This is a genomic window from Streptomyces erythrochromogenes (genome assembly GCF_036170895.1).
Classification (GTDB): Bacteria; Actinomycetota; Actinomycetes; order Streptomycetales; family Streptomycetaceae; genus Streptomyces; species Streptomyces erythrochromogenes.
Map to the genome: position 1 here is coordinate 7209593 of NZ_CP108036.1, position 20143 is coordinate 7229735.

20 protein-coding genes are annotated in these 20143 nt (G+C 73.6%); 8 read left to right on the top strand and 12 right to left on the bottom strand.

All coding sequences use genetic code 11. The annotated features are described in order from the left end of the window. The first annotated feature begins 11 nt into the window (after positions 1–11). The 3 genes from OHA91_RS32920 (at position 12) to OHA91_RS32930 (ending at position 3135) form a co-directional block, all read left to right on the top strand. Positions 12–599 (top strand): GNAT family N-acetyltransferase, encoded by a 588-nt coding sequence (locus OHA91_RS32920; RefSeq protein ID WP_031156760.1) that lies wholly within the window; start codon positions 12–14, stop codon positions 597–599. Between the two features lie 270 nt (positions 600–869). Further along, entirely contained in the window at positions 870–2006 is a 1137-nt protein-coding gene (locus tag OHA91_RS32925; RefSeq protein ID WP_031156762.1) for a nitric oxide synthase oxygenase, read from the top strand. A 55-nt stretch (positions 2007–2061) separates the two neighbouring features. Further along, entirely contained in the window at positions 2062–3135 is a 1074-nt protein-coding gene (locus tag OHA91_RS32930; protein WP_031156764.1) for a lactonase family protein, read from the top strand. A 67-nt stretch (positions 3136–3202) separates the two neighbouring features. Here OHA91_RS32930 and OHA91_RS32935 read toward each other — a convergent pair whose 3' ends face one another. The 3 genes from OHA91_RS32935 to OHA91_RS32945 form a co-directional block, all read right to left on the bottom strand. Then, on the bottom strand, positions 3203–4117 hold the full coding sequence (locus OHA91_RS32935) for a sirohydrochlorin chelatase (protein ID WP_078959572.1): 915 nt from the start codon (positions 4115–4117) through the stop codon (positions 3203–3205). A 96-nt stretch (positions 4118–4213) separates the two neighbouring features. Then, positions 4214–4900 (bottom strand): uracil-DNA glycosylase, encoded by a 687-nt coding sequence (locus OHA91_RS32940; RefSeq protein WP_031156768.1) that lies wholly within the window; start codon positions 4898–4900, stop codon positions 4214–4216. 11 nt (positions 4901–4911) lie between these two features. Further along, positions 4912–6003, bottom strand: a complete 1092-nt coding sequence (locus tag OHA91_RS32945) for a WD40/YVTN/BNR-like repeat-containing protein (protein ID WP_031156770.1) — start codon at positions 6001–6003, stop codon at positions 4912–4914. 226 nt (positions 6004–6229) lie between these two features. Between OHA91_RS32945 and OHA91_RS32950 the strand changes: the two genes are divergently transcribed. From OHA91_RS32950 to OHA91_RS32960, 3 genes are all read left to right on the top strand, one after another. Next, positions 6230–7573, top strand: coding sequence for a wax ester/triacylglycerol synthase family O-acyltransferase (locus OHA91_RS32950; RefSeq protein WP_031156773.1), 1344 nt, complete (start codon positions 6230–6232; stop codon positions 7571–7573). 79 nt (positions 7574–7652) lie between these two features. After that, positions 7653–8762, top strand: a complete 1110-nt coding sequence (locus tag OHA91_RS32955; protein WP_031156776.1) for an NADH:flavin oxidoreductase/NADH oxidase — start codon at positions 7653–7655, stop codon at positions 8760–8762. Between the two features lie 131 nt (positions 8763–8893). Further along, the gene (locus OHA91_RS32960) at positions 8894–9241 is read left to right on the top strand and encodes an ArsR/SmtB family transcription factor (protein WP_031156779.1); all 348 of its coding nucleotides are present in this window, start codon (positions 8894–8896) and stop codon (positions 9239–9241) included. 30 nt (positions 9242–9271) lie between these two features. On the opposite strand, the gene OHA91_RS32965 is transcribed toward OHA91_RS32960, so the two are convergent. The 3 genes from OHA91_RS32965 to OHA91_RS32975 all read right to left on the bottom strand — a co-directional run bounded on the left by OHA91_RS32965 (position 9272) and on the right by OHA91_RS32975 (position 12642). Continuing rightward, positions 9272–9949, bottom strand: a complete 678-nt coding sequence (locus OHA91_RS32965) for an MSCRAMM family protein (protein ID WP_328740562.1) — start codon at positions 9947–9949, stop codon at positions 9272–9274. Positions 9950–10523: 574 nt separating this feature from the next. Beyond that, a complete protein-coding gene (locus OHA91_RS32970) occupies positions 10524–11888 on the bottom strand; it encodes an FAD-dependent oxidoreductase (RefSeq protein WP_031156783.1) in 1365 nt (454 codons plus the stop codon). Between the two features lie 52 nt (positions 11889–11940). Continuing rightward, positions 11941–12642: a DUF305 domain-containing protein gene (locus OHA91_RS32975; RefSeq protein WP_245240262.1), complete on the bottom strand. Its 702-nt coding sequence runs from the start codon at positions 12640–12642 to the stop codon at positions 11941–11943. Between the two features lie 63 nt (positions 12643–12705). Here OHA91_RS32975 and OHA91_RS32980 point away from each other — a divergent pair, with 63 nt between their 5' ends. Then, entirely contained in the window at positions 12706–14202 is a 1497-nt protein-coding gene (locus OHA91_RS32980; RefSeq protein ID WP_051893704.1) for an LVIVD repeat-containing protein, read from the top strand. Between the two features lie 11 nt (positions 14203–14213). On the opposite strand, the gene OHA91_RS32985 is transcribed toward OHA91_RS32980, so the two are convergent. The 5 genes from OHA91_RS32985 to OHA91_RS33005 all read right to left on the bottom strand — a co-directional run bounded on the left by OHA91_RS32985 (position 14214) and on the right by OHA91_RS33005 (position 18608). After that, the gene (locus OHA91_RS32985; protein ID WP_031157654.1) at positions 14214–14846 is read right to left on the bottom strand and encodes a TetR/AcrR family transcriptional regulator; all 633 of its coding nucleotides are present in this window, start codon (positions 14844–14846) and stop codon (positions 14214–14216) included. Between the two features lie 155 nt (positions 14847–15001). Continuing rightward, on the bottom strand, positions 15002–16057 hold the full coding sequence (locus OHA91_RS32990) for a hypothetical protein (RefSeq protein ID WP_031156789.1): 1056 nt from the start codon (positions 16055–16057) through the stop codon (positions 15002–15004). 263 nt (positions 16058–16320) lie between these two features. Then, positions 16321–16947 (bottom strand): phosphatase PAP2 family protein, encoded by a 627-nt coding sequence (locus OHA91_RS32995; RefSeq protein WP_245240263.1) that lies wholly within the window; start codon positions 16945–16947, stop codon positions 16321–16323. A gap of 70 nt (positions 16948–17017) precedes the next feature. Next, positions 17018–17956 carry a M56 family metallopeptidase gene (locus tag OHA91_RS33000; RefSeq protein WP_031156794.1) on the bottom strand — a complete coding sequence of 313 codons (939 nt, stop codon included), beginning with the start codon at positions 17954–17956 and terminating at the stop codon, positions 17018–17020. An 82-nt stretch (positions 17957–18038) separates the two neighbouring features. Next, complete coding sequence (locus OHA91_RS33005) at positions 18039–18608, bottom strand: DUF5134 domain-containing protein (protein WP_408059203.1); 570 nt, start codon at positions 18606–18608, stop codon at positions 18039–18041. Positions 18609–18738: 130 nt separating this feature from the next. Here OHA91_RS33005 and OHA91_RS33010 point away from each other — a divergent pair, with 130 nt between their 5' ends. Then, positions 18739–19284: a GNAT family N-acetyltransferase gene (locus OHA91_RS33010; protein ID WP_031156797.1), complete on the top strand. Its 546-nt coding sequence runs from the start codon at positions 18739–18741 to the stop codon at positions 19282–19284. A gap of 21 nt (positions 19285–19305) precedes the next feature. Here OHA91_RS33010 and OHA91_RS33015 read toward each other — a convergent pair whose 3' ends face one another. Next, entirely contained in the window at positions 19306–19998 is a 693-nt protein-coding gene (locus tag OHA91_RS33015; protein WP_328740564.1) for a glycerophosphodiester phosphodiesterase, read from the bottom strand. Positions 19999–20143 lie beyond the last annotated feature (145 nt).

Consider the following 20143-nt stretch of genomic DNA (forward strand, 5'->3'; position numbering starts at 1 on the left):
CGGTGGATCCCATGACCACCGCACACGGCCCCGCCGACGGAATCGTCTACCGCCTCGCCCGCCCCGAGGACGCTGGCGCCATCGAGGCCCTGGACAGCTCCTTCACCACCCCCACCGTCTTCGAGGTGGCCGCCTCCGCCGACGGCTTCGGCTTCCTGCTCCGCGAGGTCCCCGTGGACCCGCCCGTATACAAGGCGTTCCCGCCCGAGGAGCACGACGAGCAGGGGTTCGCCGGCTCCAGGGGCCCCGATGTGGACGCGGACGCGCGCACCTTCGTGGCCCTCGACGGCGGCGAGCTCTGCGGGTTCGCCGCCGTCGGCTACGCCGCGTGGAACCGGCGGTTGACGATCGAGGACATCGAGGTCGCGCCCGGCCACCGGGGCCGCGGGATCGGCAGCGCCCTGATGGAGCGCGCCGCGGAGTTCGCCCGCGAACGGGGCGCGGACCACCTCTGGCTGGAGGTCAGCTCGGTCAACGCCCCCGCCGTGCACGCCTACCGGCGCATGGGGTTCGGCTTCTGCGGCCTCGACACCGCCCTCTACGGGGGCACTCCCTCCGCGGGCGAGCGGGCGCTCTTCATGAGCCGGCCCTGCCGCTGACCCGTCTCGACCCGCCGGCCGTCTCGCAGGACCCGCGCGCGCCGGCGCGCGAAAAGCTTCTGACGGGCCGTCAAGTCGCCCGGTGTGCCGGATTTTACGCCTGCGCGCCCCCCGTCCGCAGCCCGATCCATGAGGATCACCCGGAGGAGTGTTCCGGGAGCTCATGCCACACGCCGCTGACCTGCGGCAGGTACAACGGGTAATTGTTTACTGCACATTCATCCGGCACGTACAGGGTGGATCTGGTCGGACAGGGGGTAACCCGCCGGAATGGAAATTCTTCAACAGCGCTCCACCACCGCTCAGGTGTGGCAGGCGGCCGAGGAGTTCATCCGACTCTTCCACAGGGAGAACGCCGGCGCGGGTGATCCGCGCGCCCGGCTCGCCGCCGTGAGGGCGGAACTCGCGGACACCGGTACCTATGTGCACACGCAGGAGGAGCTGGTCCACGGGGCGCGCGTCGCCTGGCGCAACAGCAACCGCTGCATAGGCAGGCTCTACTGGAACTCGCTGCGGGTCCGCGACCGCCGCGGACTCACCGACGCGGACACCATCGCCGCCGAGTGCTTCGACCACCTGCGCGAGGCGACGAACGGCGGCCGGGTCAGGCCCACCATCACGGTGTTCGCCCCGGAGGCCCCGGACCGCCCGGGGCCGGTGATCTGGAGCGAGCAGCTCGTCCGGTACGCCGGCTACGGCGACCACCCCTCGATAACGGTCGGCGACTCCCGCAACGCCCCGCTGACCGAGGCCCTGCTCCGGCTCGGCTGGTCCGGCGGCGCCGGCACCCCCTTCGACCTCCTCCCGCTGGTGGTCCAGGGCGTCGACGACAAACCCCGGTGGTTCGACACACCCGCGGACGCCGTCCTGGAGGTGCCGATCGGCCACCCCGACGGCGACGGCTGGGCGGACTGGGGCCTGCGCTGGCACGCCGTACCCGCCATCTCCAACATGTGTCTGGAGATCGGCGGCATCCACTACCCGGCCGCGCCCTTCAACGGCTGGTACATGGGCACCGAGATAGGAGCCCGCAACCTCGCCGACACCGACCGCTACAACCTCCTGCCGGCCGTCGCCCGCCGCCTGGGCCTGGACACCTCCAGCGACCGCTCCCTGTGGAAGGACCGTGCTCTCGTCGAGCTCAACCGGGCGGTCCTGCACTCCTTCGACCGTGCCGGGGTCACGATCGCCGACCACCACAGCGAGTCCCGGCGCTTCCTCTCCCACATGGAACGGGAGGAGCGCAAGGGCCGCGAGGTCGGCGCGGACTGGTCCTGGATCGTGCCGCCGATCTCCGGCGCCGCGACCCCGGTCTTCCACCGCACCTACGAGGACCGCCCCAGCAGCACGGCCTACGTCCACCACCCCGGCGCGCAGGAACGGGCCCAGGGACGGGATTTGGTCTAGACCTTCTGTTACCGTCGGCTCCGGACGGATCCGACAGCGGTGAGAGGGGTTTCCTGTGGGCGGCGCGGACAGCACGGACCGAAGCGGCGAACACCGGGCCTACATCGGCTCCTTCACCTCGGGGGGCGGCCGCGGTGTGACCATCGCGGCCGTGGATCCGAAGACCGGGGCGCTGACCCCGCTCTCGGTCGCCACCGCCGAGGATCCGTCGTACCTCGCCCTCGCCCGGGACGCCGGCGTCCTCTACGCGGTGAGCGAGACCGAGCGGGGCGGGGTGGCGGCCTTCCGGCCCACCGCCGGCGGCCTCGCCCCGCTCGGTGCACCCGTGCGCGTCGGGGGCTCCGGCCCCACCCACGTCAGCGTGGCCGGACGCCGCCTGTTCACCGCCAACTACACCTCGGGCAGCGTCAGCAGCCTCGCGCTGGCCGCCGACGGCCGCCCGCACGGCCCCGCCCGCGTGCTCGCACACCGCGGCTCCGGACCCGACACCGCCCGGCAGGAGGGTCCGCACGCCCACCAGGTGCTGCCCGACCCGACCGGCCGCTGGGTGCTCAGCGTGGACCTCGGCACCGACTCGGTACGGGTCTGCGCCCCCGACCCGGTCACGGGGGAGCTGCGGGTGCACGCCGAGACGGCGCTGCGCGCCGGGACCGGACCCCGCCACCTGGTCTTCCACCCTGAGGGCGGCACGGTCTACGTCCTGCACGAGCTGGAGCCGCAGGTGACCGTCTGCCGCTGGAACGGCACTTCCGGACACCTGGAACCGGTCGGCGAGGTTCCGGTGGCCTCCGCGGGGGCTTCAGGGGCCGTACGGGCGTACCCCTCGGCGGTCGTGGCCTCACCCGACGGACGGTTCGTCTGGGCGGCCGTCCGCGGGGCCGACGTCCTGGTCACGCTGTCGCTCGCCGACGGACCGGGCAGGCCGCGGCTCACCGGCACCGTCGACTGCGGCGGAGCCTGGCCGCGGGACCTCGCCCTGGCCGCCGCCGGGAGCCGCCTCTACGCGGCCAACGAGCACTCGGGCGACGTCACCTGGTTCGACGTGGACCCGCTGACCGGGCAGCCGCACAGGGCGGGTTCGCTGGCCGTGCCCGCCGCCACCTGCGTGGTCCTCGGCCGGCAGCCGTAACCGCGCGAAGGCCCCCGCCGGCGGGCAGCACCGGTGCGGCGGGGGCCTTCGTGACGTGTCGGGCGGGTCAGTGCGCGGGCGAGCCCTGGGGGATCCCCAGGGCCGCGGTGTACTGCGCGACGGCCAGCTTGCCGAGTGCCGGGTAGGCGCCGAGCACCTCGGCGGTGGCGCAGTCGGCTTCCTTGCAGGCGGTGTCCAGCAGCCCGTCGGCGGCCTCCGGGCCGATCAGGTACGGGGCGAGCGCGAGCTGAGTGGAACCCTCGCGGCGCAGCTGCTCGGCGACCGCGGCCACCGAGCCCTCCTGGTCCAGCGCGGCGGCCTGGACGGGCACGGCGAGGCGGGCGGCGAGCAGCATGCCCGTGATCCCGGCGGCCTGCACGGCCTCCTCGCCACCGGTGGTCGCCAGGACGATGCCGTCGGCGGCGGTGGTCACGGTGAAGAGGCGGGCGCGGTCGGCGCGGGCCAGGCCGGCCTCGGAGAGGCGCACGTGCAGGCCCTCGGCCAGCAGCGGGTGCGGGCCGAGGACGTCGGCCAGCTCGGCGGCGGCGGAGGAGTCCATCAGCGCCTGGCGCATCCGGCGCAGCAGGTCGCTGTCCGGGCCGGCCAGCAGCGGGACGACAACGGCGTCCGGGCCGGACTGCTCGGGCACCTCGTGGCCGGCGGCGCGGGCGAACTCCGCGCGCGCGGTCCGGTCGGCCGCGACGGCGCTCAGCACGCCCGACAGGGACGGGAACTCCGTGGCGTCGTCACCCTCGAGGAAGCCGATGCGGGCGTCGAGGCCCGGCAGCTCGGAGCGGCCGATGCTGATGATCTCTTCCGCGAGCCCCCGCGAGGCGGCCGACGGCGCACCGGGCACGGCGAGTACCAGCGCGGGCGCGCCCTCGGGCGCAGCCGCGGGCTCGGGCCGGCGGTGCCGTCCGGTCGGGCGGGGTCGCGGCATTCGTACGGGCAGGCCATTTGCGGGGCCAGTGGGGGAGCTCATGGCGCCGCATGCTACTGGCTTATCGGAACAAGGTGTTCGGGCAGGGCCTTCTGGTGCCGCATCTGTCCGTATTTATCCGGTGAATTGCAGATACGCTCAACTGACTGACGGCAAGCGCCAGTCCACAGGCTGTGAACCCTGGCCCACCAGCAGCTCGTTCGTCCTGCTGAACGGCCGGGACCCGAAGAATCCGTAATCGGCCGACTTGGGAGAGGGGTGTGAGGACTCCACCACGGGCAGGTCGCCGAGCAGCGGCCGCAGGTTCCGCGCCGCGCGGCCCCACAGGATGGAGACCAGCGGCTTGCCGCGGGCGGCCAGCGCACGGATGGCCTGGTCGGTGACGGCCTCCCAGCCCTTGCCCTGGTGCGCGTTCGACCGGCGGGGCGCGGTCGTGAGCGAGCGGTTGAGCAACAGCACGCCCTGCCGGGTCCACGGGGTCAGGTCGCCGTTCGCGGGCCGGCCGGTCCCTATGTCCCGGTGCATCTCCAGGAAGATGTTGTCCAGGCTCGGCGGCACCGGCTGTACGTCGGGGGCCACCGAGAAGGACAGGCCCACCGCGTGTCCCGGGGTGGGGTACGGGTCCTGCCCCACGATGAGGACCTTGACCTCGTCGAAGGGCTGCTGGAATGCGCGCAGCACATTGGCCCCGGCGGGGACGTACGTCCTCCCCGCCGCGATCTCGGCTCGCAGGAAGTCGCCCATCGCGGCGATCTGCGTCGCCACCGGCTCCAGAGCACGGGCCCAGCCCGGCTCGACGATCTCGTTCAACGGTCGTGCTGCCACGGTGGATCACTCTACTGGCCGATCGTCGCCGCCCGCACGCAGAGGACGTCCGGCAGGTGCTCGGCCAGCAACTGCCAGCTGTCGCCGTCGTCGTGGCTGGCGTACAGCTCGCCGTTGCGGTTGCCGAAGTAGATCCCCGCCGGGTCCGCGTCGTCCGTGCAGAGTGCGTCCCGGAGCACCGTGCCGTAGTGGTCGGAGTCGGGCAGTCCGTGCGTCAGGGGCTCCCAGGTGGCGCCCGCGTCCTCGGTGCGGAAGACCCGGCACCGGTGCTCGGCAGGGACCCGGTCGGAGTCGGCGTTCAGCGGGAAGACGTAGGCGGTGTCCGGCCGGTGCGGATGGGCCGCCACCGCGAAGCCGAAGTCGGAGGGCAGCCCGCCGCCGATGTCGGTCCAGCGGCCTCCCGCGTCGTCGCTGCGGTAGACGCCCCAGTGGTTCTGCAGGTACAGCCGGTCCGTGTCCCCGGCGTCCCGGGCGATCTTGTGGACGCACTGGCCGAACTCGGGGTTCGGGTCGGGCAGGAACACCGCCGAGACGCCGTGGTTGGACGGCTTCCAGCTCGCGCCGCCGTCCTCGGTCCGGAACACCCCGGCGGTGGAGACGGCCACCGTCACCGTGTCCGGGTCGCGGGGATCGGTGAGCACCGTGTGCAGGCCCTCGCCGCCTCCGCCGGGGACCCATTTCCCGCGGGTCGGGTGCTCCCACAGGGGCCGGACCAGTTCGAAGGACTCGCCCCGGTCCGTCGAGCGGAAGAGCGCGGCCGGCTCCGTCCCGGCGTAGACCACGTCCGGGGCCTCCGGCCCGGCCGGCTGCAGCTGCCAGACCCGTTCCAGCGAGGCGCCGGTGTCCTGGGGGAACTTCACGGCGGCCCGGGCCGGTTCCCGCCAGGTGGCTCCCAGATCGTCGGAGCTGAAGACGGACGGCCCCCAGTGGGTACTGTCCCCGCCGACCAGCAGCCGGGGAGCCGGTCCGCGCCGGTCCACGGCGACGGCGTAGACGGCCTGGGCGTTGAAGTGGGGCTCGCTGAACTCCCACGGCCCGTCCCCCCGGCGGCGGCCGATGAACAGTCCCTTGCGGGTTCCCACGAGCAGCAGTACGTCGGCCATGGCCGGCACCTCCGGACCTCGTCGTCCTTGCGCGGTTCGTTCCTTGCAGAGCGTCTTTCCGGCCAGTCTGCACCCCACCACCGACAGGGGCCCGGTGGGCGCCGCGCACCTCACATCGGATGATCTATACCGATCATTTACCGCCCGGAAATGATTGCGCCTTGCATGGGGGTGTTCGCAGTGGGTTGACTTCAAGCCACTGCTTGCCGCACGTGAGAGGACGTATGTGGCCACCGAGCACCTGTCTCCGCTCGACCTCGCTTTCTGGCGGATGGAAACCGCCGACCACCCCATGCACCTCGGTGCCCTCGCCGTCTTCCGCGCCGCCGCCGCACCCCGCGGCTCCGGCGACGGGCACGCGGCCGAGCGCGCCGCCGCCCTCCTCACCGCGCGCTGCGCGTCCGTGCCGGGCCTGCGCCGCCGGATCCGGGACGTGCTGCTGCCCCTCGGTGCCGCCGCCTGGTCGACGGACCCCGGCTTCGACCCGGCGCGGCACGTCTTCCTCGTCCGCACGGACCGCACCTGCGTGTTCGACGCCGCCGGGCCGCTGATGGCCCGCCCCCTGGACCGGGAGCTGCCGCCCTGGGAGGCGCACGTCCTGGCCGGCCCGGACCCGGACTCCTTCGCCGTGCTCTTCAAGTTCCACCACGCCCTCGCCGACGGCCTGGGCGCCCTCGCCCTCGCGGCCGCGCTCTTCGACGAGGTCCCGGGTCCGCGGGCCCCCGTGCGCCCGGTCCCGGGCCAGCGGGCCGGCACCGTCCTGAGCCGGCTCCCGGGAGCCCTGGCCGCCCGGGTCCAGGGTGTCGGCCAAGCCCTGGAGATCGGTGCCGCCGTGGCCCGCGGCGGGCTGCCGCTCGGGGTTCCGGCCGCGCTCACGGCCGGTCCGGCCGGCGCGGGCGGCCGTACTGTCGCCGGTCTCGCGCTCGACCTGGACGAGGTCAACCTGATCCGCAAGGGGGCCGGCGGCACCGTCAACGACGTGCTGATCACCCTGGTCGCGGGCGCGCTGCGGCGCTGGCTGGCCGAGCGCGGCGACCCCGAGCCCCTGGGCGCCGGTCCGCGGGCCCTGATCCCCGTGTCCCGCCGCCGCGGGCCCCGGGGCGGCGAAGGCGCCGGGAACCGGCTCTCGGGCTACCTGCTCCGGCTGCCGCTCGCCGAGCCCGATCCGCTGCGCCGGCTGGACCGCGTACGCGCCGGCATGGACCGCAACAAGGACGCCGGGCCCGCCCGCGGCGCGGGGGCCGTGGCCCTGCTCGCGGACCACGTCCACCCGCTCGGCCACCGGCTCGGCGGCCCCCTCGTCGCCCAGGCGGCCCGGCTGCTCTACGACATCCTCGTCACCAGCGTCCCGCTGCCCGGTCTGACCTTCTCCCTCGGCGGCAGCCGGGTCCACGAGGTCTACCCGCTCGCCCCGCTGGCCCGCGGCCAGTCGCTGGCCGTCGCCGTCTCCACCTACAAGGGGACGGTCCACTACGGCCTGGTCGCCGACGGGGCCGCCGTCCCGGACCTGGCGGCACTGGCCGGGGCGCTGCGCGCGGAGCTCGACGCACTTGTACGAGAAGTCTCGTAGTACGAGGAGATTCGTAGTATGGTGATTCTCGTACTTAGCCGCCGATCCCGGCGCGCCCGGTGACCTCTGGAGAGCCCCGATGAGTGCTGCCCCCGCCGTACCCGCCGCCTTCGCCGCCCTGTTCGAGCCGTACACCCTGCGATCGGTCACCGTCCCGAACCGCGTCTGGATGGCCGCGATGTGCCAGTACAGCGCCGAGGCCTTCGGTCCGAACGCGGGCGTGGCCACCGACTGGCACTTCGCCCACTACGCCGCCCGCGCGACCGGCGGCACCGGCCTGATCGTCCAGGAGGCCACCGCGGTCTCCCCGGAGGGCCGGATCTCCCCGTACGACCTCGGCATCTGGAACGACACCCAAGTCGAGGCCCTGCGCCGGATCACCGGCTTCCTCAAGGCCCGGGGGACCGTCCCCGGCATCCAGATCGCCCACGCCGGCCGCAAGGCGTCCACCGACCGGACCTGGAACGGCGGCGGACCGGTCGGCGCCGACGCGCACGGCTGGCAGCCGGTCGCGCCCAGCGCCGTGCCGTTCGCCGAGGGCCACCCGGTGCCGCACGAGCTGACGGCCGATGAGATCGCCGAGATCACCGGCCAGTTCGCGGCCGCGGCCGGGCGGGCGCTCGCGGCGGGCTACGAGGTCGTCGAGATCCACGGCGCCCACGGCTACCTCATCGGGGAGTTCCTCTCCCCGCACAGCAACAAGCGCACCGACGCCTACGGCGGATCCTTCGAGAACCGGACCCGCTTCGCCCTGGAGGTCGTCGACGCCGTACGGGCGGCGTGGCCCGAGGAGCTCCCGCTCCTCTTCCGGATCTCCGCCACCGACTGGCTGGAGGAGGAGGGCTGGACCGCCGACGAGACCGTGCGCCTCGCCCAACTCCTCCAGGAGCACGGCGTGGACCTCCTCGACGTCTCCACCGGAGGCCTCGCGCCCGGCGTGACGATCCCGGTCGGCCCCGGCTACCAGGTGCCGTTCGCCGCCCGGGTGAAGGCCGAGACGACCCTCCCCGTGGCCGCGGTCGGCCTGATCACCGAGCCGGAGCAGGCCGAGAAGATCCTGGCCAACGGGGAGGCCGACGCGGTCCTGCTGGGCCGCGAGCTGCTGCGCGACCCGTTCTGGGCCCGCCGCGCGGCCGACGAGCTGGGCGCGTCGATCCGGACGCCCGAGCAGTACCACCGGTCCTGGTGACGGCGGTGCGGCCGCGGCCACCGGGCCGCGGCCGCACCCCCGTCCCCGCCGATGCCGGCGACCCCCACGCCTCCTTCGACGACTCTCGTACCATGGGGGCCCGGACCAAGCCGAGTGAGCGGAGCAGGGACATGACGGATCGGGACACCTCCCGCACCCTGGCCCACCCGGAGACGGCCGAGATCCGCCTGGAGGGCGTGCTGCACGCCCTCTCCGACCCGGTGCGGCTCTCCATCGTCCTGGACCTGGCCGGCTCGGCGGACGACCTGGCCTGCTCGCACTTCGACCTGCCGGTCACCAAGTCCACGACCACGCACCACTTCCGCGTCCTGCGCGAGAGCGGTGTCGTACGCCAGGCCTACCGCGGCACCACCAAGCTCAACGCCCTGCGCCGCGACGACCTGGAGGCCCTGTTCCCGGGCCTGCTCGACAGCGTCCTGAGGGCGGCCGCGGCCGAGGCGGCCCGCCTCACGTCCTGAGCCGCTCCAGCCGCCGGCGCCCCCGTCGGACTACGGGGAGACGGGCGCGGGTGTGTTCTCGGCGGTCACGGTCACGCCCTCGGTGATGTTCTCCTCGGTCAGGACCAGGGGGCCGAACACGGGGTTCGAGGGCAGGTCGTAGCCGGGCGGGGCCTGGGTCTCCTGCCAGTAGTAGACGCCGGTCGGCAGGGTGCGGGTGCACGTCCCGTCGTTCGCGGTGGTGCAGGGGCCGCCGATCGGGGTGTCCGGGTTGCCACTGGTGGTCTGGAGCCCGGGGATGCCGTTGGTCTCCTCCCAGGGCTGGAAGACGGCGCCCTCCAGTGGCGCACCGGTCGGCCCGTCCTGCTTGACCACGGTGACGTCCCCGGTGGCGGGGGGCGTGGGTGTGTTCTCGGCGGTCACGGTCACGCCCTCGGTGATGTTCTCCTCGGTCAGGACCAGGGGGCCGAACACGGGGTTCAAGGGCAGGTCGTAGCCCGGCGGGGCCTGGGTCTCCTGCCAGTAGTAGACGCCGGTCGGCAGGGTGCGGGTGCAGGTGCCGTCGGCCGCGGTGGTGCAGGTGTCGCCGATCCGGGTGTCGGGGTCGCTGCCGGTGTTCTGGAGTCCCGGGATGCCGTTGGTCTCCTCCCAGAGCTGGAAGACGGCTCCGCCGAGGAGGTTGCCCGTCGCCGCGTCCTCCTTGACCACCCGGGCGTCACCGAGGGGCACACCGGGCCCCTCGCACCCAGGAGGTCCCGTGTCGCAGCGGGGCGGCGGGCACCATTCCCACCCGGCGGCCACGGCGTGGTCCGGGCATGGGGCGGCGCTCCCGGCGGCCTGCTCAGCGACGGCCGGCCGGTCGCGGACGACAGCGCCCGCCTCGGCCCCCGCGGCGACCGCGGGTACCGAGAGCACCAGCGCCGTGGTCGCCGTCCCGAGGACCCAGGGCCGCCAGCCGGCCCGTGACCGGCGCAATTCGTTCGGTGCCATGCCGCTCCATCCGCTGCCGCTCCGGGGTTCCGCTCCCGCCACATGATCGGGCCGCGTACGCGGCCCGGAGCGGCGACACTCCCGCACGGGGGCGGTCCGCCGGGACGACCACCCGGAAGCGCCACGGCCGGCGCGAGCGGGTACGGGTGCGAAGGGCTGCATCCGTGTTTCCTGGAGGGCACCGCTCGCCCACCGGGCGGGACGGCCGCCGCGAGGCCGGTGGACGCGCACAGGGCGGCCGTGCGCACCGTCGGGCACCGGCCCGCGCCTGCCAGTGCCCGGCCCGGATCCGTCCCGCGCCGAAGCGGGCCGGCTACGCCTGCCCCACGTCCGCCGCGCCCAACAGGCCCGTCCAATCCGGGATCTTGACGGAGCGTCGGCCCAGGGAGCGTCCCAGGTCCGCCTCGGCCGACTCGATGGCCAGCCAGCCCGGCCACTCCACCGGGTGCAGGCCCGCCGCCCGCAGGGCGTCCAGCGGATCGCCGGGCAGTTCGCGCCGGGCCAGCGCCCCCGCGTCCTGGAGCAGCGAGGACGCGGTCTCCTTGGCGCACGGCCGGTTCGTGCCGATCACCCCGGTCGGGCCCCGCTTGATCCAGCCCGCCACGTACTCGCCGACCGAGGCCCGGCCCGCGCGCAGCACCCGTCCCGCCGCGTGCGGAACCGTGCCCTTCGCCGGGTCGAAGGGCAGCCCGGCCAGGGGCACGCCCATGTACCCGACCGAGCGCAGCACCAGCTGCGCCTCGACGTCCTCGTGGACGCCCGTCCCGGTGACCCCGCCGAGGCCGTCCGGAGCGGTCCGCTCGAAGCGCATCCCGGCGACCCGGCCGTCGGGCCCGCCCAGGACCTCCACCGGGCGCAGGTAGAACCGCAGCGCGATCCGGCGCGGCCCGGCGCCCGGGGCCTCACCGGCCCAGCCGCGCAGGACCTCCAGGTTGCGCCGCGCCACCGCCGGCAGCGCGGCGGCCGCGCCCGGATCGGTGTACAGGGGGTCCAGCGCCAGCTCGGCCGGGTCCGCCCAGGCGTCCACACCCGGCAGCGTGCCCAGCTCCCGTAGCTCCTTGGTGGTGAACTTGCCCTGGGAGGGGCCGCGTCGGGCCACCATCGACACCCTGCGCACCCCGCTGTCCGCGAGCGCGCCGAGCGCCGGCTGCGGCATGTCCGTCGGTGCCAGCTCGGCCGTGCCGCGGGCCAGGATCCGGGTCACGTCCACCGCGACGTTGCCCGCCCCGACCACCACCGCCGAATCGACCCCGGGCAGGTCGAAGACCTCGGCGGCGGCATCCGGGTGCCCGCTGTACCAGGACACGAAGGCCGTCGCGGAGTGCACCCCGGGCAGTTCCTCGCCGGGGATCCCCAGCAGCCGGTCCCGCGCCGCGCCCACGCAGTACACGACCGCGTGGTACAGCTCCAGCAGCCGTTGCGCCGGCAGGGCCGCCCCGCCGACCTCGACGTTCCCGAGGAAGCGGATCCGCTCGTCCTCCAGCACGGTGCGCAGACTGCCCTGCAGCGACTTGATCTTCTCGTGGTCCGGTGCGACCCCGTAGCGCACGAGCCCGTAGGGGGCGGGCAGCCGGTCCAGTACGTCGACCCGCACCCCGGGCACCTCGCGCTGCTGGACCAGCGTCTGGGCCGCGTAGACCCCGCTGGGGCCCGATCCGACGACGGCGACACGAAGCACGGCGGAGCTCCTCCCGCAGGTGGTCCCAGCATGACACCGGCTCCTTGCGGAGTCAGCCCATCGCGCGCATCCGGTGGATCTCGGCGCTCTGCGTGGCCACCACCTCGTTGGCCATCTCCTCGACGGCCGGGTTGTTCCCGCCGGCCAGCGCCTCGCCCGCCATCGTCAGAGCCCCCTCGTGGTGGGCGGTCATCAGCTTCAGGAAGAGCCGGTCGAAGTCGGCGCCCCTGGCGTCGGCCAGCTCCTTGAGCTGCTGCTCGGTCGCCATGCCCGGCATCGATCCGTGGTCGTGGTCGTGTCCGTGCCCGGGGGCGGTCGTGCCGGAGCCCGCCGTCGGCGCCGGATGGAGGGCCAGCCACTTCTGCATCGCGCCGATCTCGGGCTTCTGGGCGGCCGAGATCCGCTCCGCGAGCCGTTTGACCGGGTCCGCCGCCGCGCGCTCGGGAGCCAAGGCGCTCATCGTCAGCGCCTGCCGGTGGTGTTCGATCATCCGCTGCACGTAGGACTGGTCGGCGGCGTTCGGGCTGTCGTCGGGTTTGGCCTTGGCGGCCTGTTCGGGGGTGAGCGTGCGGGACTTCTCGCCCGGCCTGCCCGGCGCGACGATCGAGGCCTGCCCGTCGTCGGCCCGGTCCGCACCGCCGTCCTGGCAGGCGGCGAGCGTCAGCAGGAGGCCGGCGGTGGCCGTCGCCGCGGCGAGCCGGAGGGGCCGCGCGGTCAAGGCCTTGCGGCCCCGGAGGTCTTTTGCCATGTCCATGAAGGGAAGATACTGCCGGGGTCCTGGTTCCGTTCCCCTGCGGACGGAACCGATCGGGCTCCCATGGGAGGCACAGTGACCTCGCTACACACCAGGAGAGCGGGCAACAGGAGGGTGGGGGTGGTCGTCGCGGCGGCCGGACTCCTCACGACCCTCCTCGCGGCCGGACCGGCCGCGGCCACCCCCGACCCGGGCGACCTGACGCCCGGCCACGGCAACCATCAGAGCGCGGGCATCCTGGAGGGCGGTGAACTCGCCCCGGGCACCATCCCCGGCCAGGACGAGATCGTGCACAGCGCCAACATCAAACCCCTGGCCAACATCCCCTCCACCGACCCCACAGTGATCAACTCGGACCTCGCGTTCCAGGGCAGGTACGCCTACGCGGGCAACTACAACGGCTTCACGATCTACGACATAGCCAACCCCAAGGCTCCGAAGAAGGTCACCGAGGTGCTCTGCCCCGGCGGGCAGAACGACATCTCCGTCGACGGCGACCTGCTCTTCCTCTCCACCGACTCCTCCCGCAGCGACGACTCCTGCAACAGCGTCTCGCAGCCCGCGACGGAGAAGTCCTCGTGGGAGGGCATCAAGATCTTCGACATCAAGGACAAGAAGAACCCCCGGTACATCAAGTCCGTCGAGACGGCCTGCGGCTCCCACACCCACACCCTGGTCCCGGGCCGCAAGGACATCTACCTCTACGTCTCCTCCTACTCCCCGAACGAGGCCTTCCCCGACTGCAAGCCGCCGCACGACGGCATCTCCGTGGTGAAGGTCCCGAAGAAGAGCCCGACGAATGCCGCGGTCGTGGCCTTCCCGGTGCTCTTCCCCGACGGCGGCAACCCGGGCGCGCCCACCAACCCCGGCGTCTCCAAGACCACGGGCTGCCACGACATCACCGTGCTGCCGTCGAAGGACCTGGCCGCCGGAGCCTGCATGGGCGACGGCATCCTCTTCGACATCAGCAGGCCCGAGCAGCCGCGCGTCATCGACCGGGTGCAGGACAACGTGAACTTCGCGTTCTGGCACTCGGCCACCTTCAACGAGCGCGCGAACAAGGTGGTGTTCACCGACGAACTCGGCGGCGGTGGCGGCGCCACCTGCAACGAGGCCACCGGCCCCAACCGGGGCGCCGACGGGATCTACGACATCACCGGCCGCGGGGACCAGCGCAAACTCGCCTTCCGCAGCTACTTCAAGATCCCGCGCCACCAGGCCGACACCGAGAACTGCGTGGCGCACAACGGCTCGCTGGTCCCGGTCGGCGGCGGCCGCGACATCATGGTGCAGGCCTGGTACCAGGGCGGCGTCTCGGTGTGGGAGTTCACCGACTCGGCCCGGCCCAGGGAGATCGCCTACTTCGAGCGCGGACCGCTGACGACGGACCGGCTGGGCCTCGGCGGTTCCTGGTCGGCGTACTACTACAACGGGCACATCTACTCGAACGACATCGCCAAGGGCCTCGACGTGCTGCGGCTCGACGACCGGCGGACGGACAGCGCCAAGCGGGTCCGCATGGACCGGCTCAACGTACAGACCCAGCCCGAGTACCGCTGAACCGAGTGAGGTCAGGGGTGTGAGGGAAACGTTCCGCCGGGCGGCAGCCCGCCGTCCGGCGGAACACCGAGCTCCCAGTCCAGCCCGTAGCGCTGGAACAGCTCCGCCCGCAGCCGCACGGCCGGCATCGGGGCCCCGGGCAGCAGCACCGCCACGACCGCGCCCATCAGCAGGGCGCGCAGCAGCGGGTAGTCCGCGTCCACGTCCGCCGAGCCGTACCGGGCGACGGTGTCCCGCAGCAGCTCGGCCAGCCGCCGCTGCTCCGGGCACTGCACGAACCCGTCGGCGGTGAGGATGCCGGCCATGTGCGTCCGCATCAGCAGCGGTTCGTCCCGGGCGAGCCCCAGGATCGCGTCGATGGCGCGCGCCAGCAGCTCCCGCCCGTCCTCGCTGCGGGGCTCCCGCTCCAGCGCGGCGCCCAGGGTGAGGTGCATCAGCCGGTGCACGGCCGACTGCAGCAACTGGCGTTTGCCCGGGAAGTAGTACGAGACCAGGCCGCGCGCAGCGCCCGCCCGGTCGGCGATGTCGCCGAGGGTCGTGGCCTCGTAGCCGCGCTCGGCGACGAGCTCCACCGTGGACTGCAGCAGCCGCTCCCGGGAACGTCTGCGCAATTCTTCATTGACCGATGCGCTGCGCGGGGACATGCTTACTCCTGCGTTGACTGGCTCACAGCCAATATACTCAGCGCACGGGGTCGCCTGCTCTGGGTGACACGGGGGATCATCCAGGGCAGGCCACGCCACTCGCGGCCGGCCTCGGTTCCAGGGGCTCGGCAGGGCGTCGCGCATCAGGCCCGGTGTCAGGGTTGGGGAGTCGCCGGCATACCGTTCGGCCCGCGGACGGCGTCCAGGACGGCCTGCCCCTGGCTGTCCACGAACTTGGTGAACAGCTGCTGGGAGTACCCGAAGATGACCGCCCACGCGATGATCTGAGCCGTGGAGTCGAGAGCGCTGAGGCCGGGCACGAAGCCGCCGCGCATGAGGAGCAGCCCCAGCGGAGCCGTGAGGGCGCCCGTCGGCAGCTTCAGGAGGGCCAGGACGACCGGCACGTTGTAGGGCAGTGCGGTCCCCCTGATCCGCCGCAGGGTCGCAGCGGACGCAATGGCCGCGGCCACGACACCCACGGTCTCGACGACGATGTAGTCGTACTTCTGAGCGGTCGCGGCGAGCATGGCGGTGGTCGGTGGAGTCGTCCCGGTGTCCCTGCTGTTCGACGGGCACACCACCTCGTACTCGCCGCCGCTCTCCGGGGTGAAACACAGCGGAATCGCGTTCTTCCACGCGAAGGTCAGGACCGCGACCAGGACCGCGGCCAGGAACAGGGCTCCGGTCACGGAGGCGACGATCCACACGAAGCTGCGGACGCGGAGGGTCTCCCTCCGCAGGAGTCGTCTGGCATGGCTGACCGTCTCGGCGAGGAAGGCACGCTCGCTCGGCGTGAGGCTGACGGCGGTCGCGCCCGGATCGAGCTCGTCGTGCTGGATCTTGCGCGCGAGCTCCGCCGCACGGATGCGACGCGGGTCGTCGGCGGCGAAGTGCTCGTCGATCAGCGCCAGCATCTGGGGGAGCAGGGCCTTGATGTCCTCGCCGGAGGCCATCCAGACCATGAGGTTCAAGGTCGTGTCGACGTGTGACTGGGCGACCCCGAGGTGCGCTGCCCGCCGTACGCGCGGATGCGAGTGGTGTTCCAGCACGGACCGGGCCTGCCGGAGCCCCTCGACGGCCTTCTCGGCGTAGGCCGGTGCCAGGTCGCGTCGCTCCGGGTCGGCCAGCGCCCGTGTCAACAGGGCGTCCAGGATGGCCTCCAGCTCGGAGATCCTCGCGTGCAGCCCCTCCTTCTGCTCCCACGGGCCCATCTCTCCGCGGGAGGCGCTGAACGGCAACCGGACGCGGAGCCACCCTTTCGTCTGCCTCAGCCACCCCTTGTCGACCGGTGGCCCATCCTTCGCGTCCGCCATCGGGCCTCCCTCGCTCACGTCACGGCTGCACGACGAGGGTCGGCAGGAGCCGGGCGCGCCTGCACGGCAACTCGCTCGGCCGGCCGACGAGGTTCACCGGAGAAACGATGTGGCAACTACGCCGATCGGCCCCCGGGCGGCCGCCCCCCCCGGACGACCCCTCACCGCTCCTGCGGGCGCGGGGCAGGTCTGCGGCCGCCGACGGAGACCGATGCCGCGAGGACCACCAGGGCCGCGCCCAGGAGCCAGCCCGCCAGGACGTCCGAGAACCAGTGCACGCCGAGGTAGAGCCGGGTGAAGCCGACGCCGAGGACCGTCACGGCCGCCGCGGCCCAGGCGGCCGGGGCCCACTTCGGAGCCGGGCCGGGGATCAGCCACAGCAGCATCCCGCACACCACCGTCGCCGTCAGGGCGTGGCCCGACGGGTAGGCCGCGTAGTGCGCCGAGTCCACCGGGTCCGACCACACCGGGCGCTCCCGCCCCACCGCCGCCTTCAGCCCCTGCTGCACCAGCGTGGCCACCACCGCGGCGAGCGCCACCCGCAGTGCCCGCTCCCGGTCGCCCCGCCACCACAGCAGGAAGCAGGCCGCGGTCGCCAGCACCCTCATCGTCCACGGGTCCCAGACCCAGTCGGACAGCACCCGCATGGACTGCGTGACCCCGGAGTGGGCGACGGCATGGGCGTGCAGGTCCCGCGCGACCCGTTCGTCCCAGGCGAGCAGGGGCTGCCAGCCCGCGACCACCAGGGCGGTCAGCACCGCCCCGAGCAGCGCGCAGCCGATCCCCATCCACCGAAATAGATCGTTCCGCATAAGGGGATCCTCGCACCGGCGGCGGCCGGGCGGAGCCGGGCTCGCGCTACGTGAGCGCGCTCAGTCCCGGTACGAAGGCCACCAGCAGGGGGATCGCCGGTACCAGCGTGGCCAGCGCGGTCAGCCGCAGCCGGCGGCCGGGGGAGAGCCGGGGCGCGGCCGACAGCAGCCTGCGCACTCGCTGCGGGACGTGCGCCTCCGGCGCCGAGGAGGCCGCGAACACCCCGCGGTCCTCGTTGAGTCCGACGAGCGCCAGCGCGACCGTCAGCCGCCCGAACCGCCGCGAGGCCATGTCGTCGGCGGCCAGCTCCACCAGCCGGTGCATCTCCGCCTCGAAGGCCGCGAAGACCGGCACCTGAGGGAACCCCCGGGCCAGCGCCCGCGAACAGTGCAGCAGCCAGTCGTGGCGGGCCGTCGCGTGCCCCTGCTCGTGCGCCATCACGGCATCCAGCTGGCTGCCCTTGAGCCGGCCCAGCGCCGCCGTCGTGACCACCAGCTGCGGGGCCGCACCCGGCAGCCACCAGGCTTCCGGTCGCGGACCCTCCAGTACGACGAGCCGCGCGCCCACCGGGTCCTCCCCGGGCAGCAGCGGGGCCCGCTCCAGCAGTTCGCTGCCCTGCGCACGCCGCCGGGCCCGGGCCCGCAGCACCTCCCCGGTCAGCATCGCCCCGGTCCACAGGCCGCCGCCCGCGAGGGCGAGCGCGGTGGCGGCGGCCCACGGGCCGCCGGAAGCGCCCAGCGCGTACGCGTCGACCACCCCGTGCGGGGCGGCGGCGAAGAGCCGGCCCCGGACCGCCTGCCAGGCCGCGGCGGCGCTCAGCAGCATGGACAGCCCGAAGCACAGCAGCACCGCGCCGACGACGCACTGCCACACCCACAGGGCCACGACCGGTTCTCGTTCGGGCCACTGGGCCCGGGCCAGCAGGCGGGGGGCGAGCACCGCGGTCAGGGCGCCGAGCACAAGGAGGGCGGCGGGGACCATCATGGCCACCAGCCTATGAGCGCCGGCCTACCTGCGGGTATGAGACGGGGGCATTGGTGACGCAGGACACGTTTGCCGGAGGCGGTCACATCGACAGCAGCATCGCCAACATCCCCATTCCCATGGCGAGTCGGCAGGCCCTGACGAGCTCCGTGGACATGACGTGCACGGGCGCGGGCGGCACGGACGGGAGGGCGGACGAGGGCGCGGGGACCGCACCGCCCGCGGTGATCAGCCGAGTGCCGCCGAGCACCACGTAGCCGGCGTAGTAGAGCAGGAGCGCCCCGGTCAGCAGCGGCAGCCCCGCGCCCTGCCCGTGTCCGTGCCCGCCGCCGGGACCCGCTGCGGCTGCCATGTAGACCATCGTCAGCGAACCCACCAGGTGGTGCGCGTGGTGCGCCCCGCCCCGCAGCAGCCACAGGGCGTGCACGGCCGCGGCGCAGAAGACCGCGCCCAGCACGGGCGGCCGCCACGCGCCGCCGTCCCCGAGGGGCACCGCCATCAGCGCCATGCCGAACCCCATCACCGCCTCCCCGGCGGCGGCCCCGCCCCGTCCGCGCGCCCGCCGCAGGCAGTACGCACCGCTCACCGCACACAGGATCATTAGCAGCCAGGAGGAGACGGAGGCGGAGAGGGGCGAGGCGGATCCGTGCACGGCGGAACCTCCCGGTTCGTCGGCGTCACGGGGAGAGATGCCCTTCTCACGCGGCCCCCACTCGGCTCCGGGATAGGCTCTCCCTGCCGTCCCAGGCTTGTCATATGCCGCCGCATCGAACGGAGCGCCCATGTCGACCGCCCAGCCCGCAGCCCTCAGCTTCCGCAGCGCCGTCGAGGCGGACGTACCGGAACTGGTGGTGCTCGTGGAGTCCGCGTACCGCGGGGACGCCAGTCGGGCCGGCTGGACCACCGAGGCGGACTACCTGGACGGACAGCGCACCGACCCGGACGGGGTCCGCGCCGTCATCGACAGCGAGGACGGGGTCCTGCTCGTCGTCGAGCGCTCGGGCGAGCTCGTCGCCTGCTGCCACATCGAACACCGCGGCGACCACGCCTACTTCGGCATGTTCGCCGTCCGTCCGGGGCTCCAGGGCGGCGGCCTCGGCAAGGAGATCCTCGCCGAGGCGGAGCGCCGCGCCCGCGAGACGTGGGGTGCCCGGGAGATGCGGATGACGGTGGTGAACGTGCGGGAGGAGCTCATCGCCTACTACGTGCGCCGCGGCTACCGGCGCACCGGCGAGCTGAGCCCCTTCCCGTACGGCGACGAGCGCTTCGGCATCCCGCTCCGCGACGACCTCGCCTTCGAACTGCTGGTCAAGCCGCTCCAGCCGTGAGCCGCCCGCCCGTTGGTCCGCTCAGGCGGTGAAGCGGCCCGTGCTGCGGATCTCCGGGAAGTCCGTGGCCACGCCGTCCAGCCCGAGCGCCCGCGCCAGCCGCAGCTGGTCGAGGGTGTTGACCGCGAGGCCCGTCACCCGCAGGCCCGCCGTGTGCGCCGCCTCCACCGTCTCCAGCGCGATCCGGCGGACGTCCAGGGCGATCGCCGCCGCACCCGCGGCCACCGCCCGGCCCACGACCGCCTCGGTGTCGCCGTCGGGGGACCGCACGAACAGGGTGGTCCGCACGCCCGGCACCCGGCGGGCGGCCTCGGTGAGCACCGCCTCGTGCGCCGAGGCGATCTCCACCCGCGGGACCAGGTCGCGGCGCAGGATCAGCTCCGCGAGCACGCCGACCGCGGCCCGGTCCCCGACGAACGCGTGGAGCGGTGACCGGACCGCGTCCAGCACCTCCTCGAACACCGGGACGCGCTCGCCCTGGCCGGCGTCCAGCCCGCGCAGCTCGGCCAGGGTCAGGTCGGCGACGGCCCCCGAGCCGTCGGTGGTCCGGTCCACCTCGGGGTCGTGCACGGCGACGAGGGCGCCGTCCTTGCTCAGCCGGAGGTCCAGGGCGATGGCGTCCATGCCGGAACGTTCCGCTCGGACGAACGACCGGAGGGTGTTCTCCGGTTCGACGCCCATGACCCCGCGGTGACCGATGGTGAGGAAAGTCAAGGTTCTCTCGCTTCCGTCGACGGCGGCTCCCCGCGCGGTCGCGGTGTCCCTACCGGCCGCGCGCGATGAGGTCGCATGCTAGTGCGCCGCCCGTGGATAGGGACCGTCCGTGCACGGCCCCGCGGAAGCGCCACCGACCGCTTCC

Bases quoted from the DNA above. Each gene is read 5' to 3' on its own strand.
- OHA91_RS32955 (WP_031156776.1), top strand. From the start codon at position 7,653: ATGAGTGCTGCCCCCGCCGTACCCGCCGCCTTCGCCGCCCTGTTCGAG.
- OHA91_RS32935 (WP_078959572.1), bottom strand. From the start codon at position 4,117: ATGAGCTCCCCCACTGGCCCCGCAAATGGCCTGCCCGTACGAATGCCG.
- OHA91_RS32990 (WP_031156789.1), bottom strand. From the start codon at position 16,057: ATGGGCCCGTGGGAGCAGAAGGAGGGGCTGCACGCGAGGATCTCCGAG.
- OHA91_RS32960 (WP_031156779.1), top strand. From the start codon at position 8,894: ATGACGGATCGGGACACCTCCCGCACCCTGGCCCACCCGGAGACGGCC.
- OHA91_RS32975 (WP_245240262.1), bottom strand. From the start codon at position 12,642: ATGGACATGGCAAAAGACCTCCGGGGCCGCAAGGCCTTGACCGCGCGG.
- OHA91_RS33010 (WP_031156797.1), top strand. From the start codon at position 18,739: ATGTCGACCGCCCAGCCCGCAGCCCTCAGCTTCCGCAGCGCCGTCGAG.
- OHA91_RS32925 (WP_031156762.1), top strand. From the start codon at position 870: ATGGAAATTCTTCAACAGCGCTCCACCACCGCTCAGGTGTGGCAGGCG.
- OHA91_RS32945 (WP_031156770.1), bottom strand. From the start codon at position 6,003: ATGGCCGACGTACTGCTGCTCGTGGGAACCCGCAAGGGACTGTTCATC.
- OHA91_RS32995 (WP_245240263.1), bottom strand. From the start codon at position 16,947: ATGGGGATCGGCTGCGCGCTGCTCGGGGCGGTGCTGACCGCCCTGGTG.
- OHA91_RS32920 (WP_031156760.1), top strand. From the start codon at position 12: ATGACCACCGCACACGGCCCCGCCGACGGAATCGTCTACCGCCTCGCC.
- OHA91_RS32980 (WP_051893704.1), top strand. From the start codon at position 12,706: ATGGGAGGCACAGTGACCTCGCTACACACCAGGAGAGCGGGCAACAGG.
- OHA91_RS33000 (WP_031156794.1), bottom strand. From the start codon at position 17,956: ATGATGGTCCCCGCCGCCCTCCTTGTGCTCGGCGCCCTGACCGCGGTG.
- OHA91_RS32985 (WP_031157654.1), bottom strand. From the start codon at position 14,846: ATGTCCCCGCGCAGCGCATCGGTCAATGAAGAATTGCGCAGACGTTCC.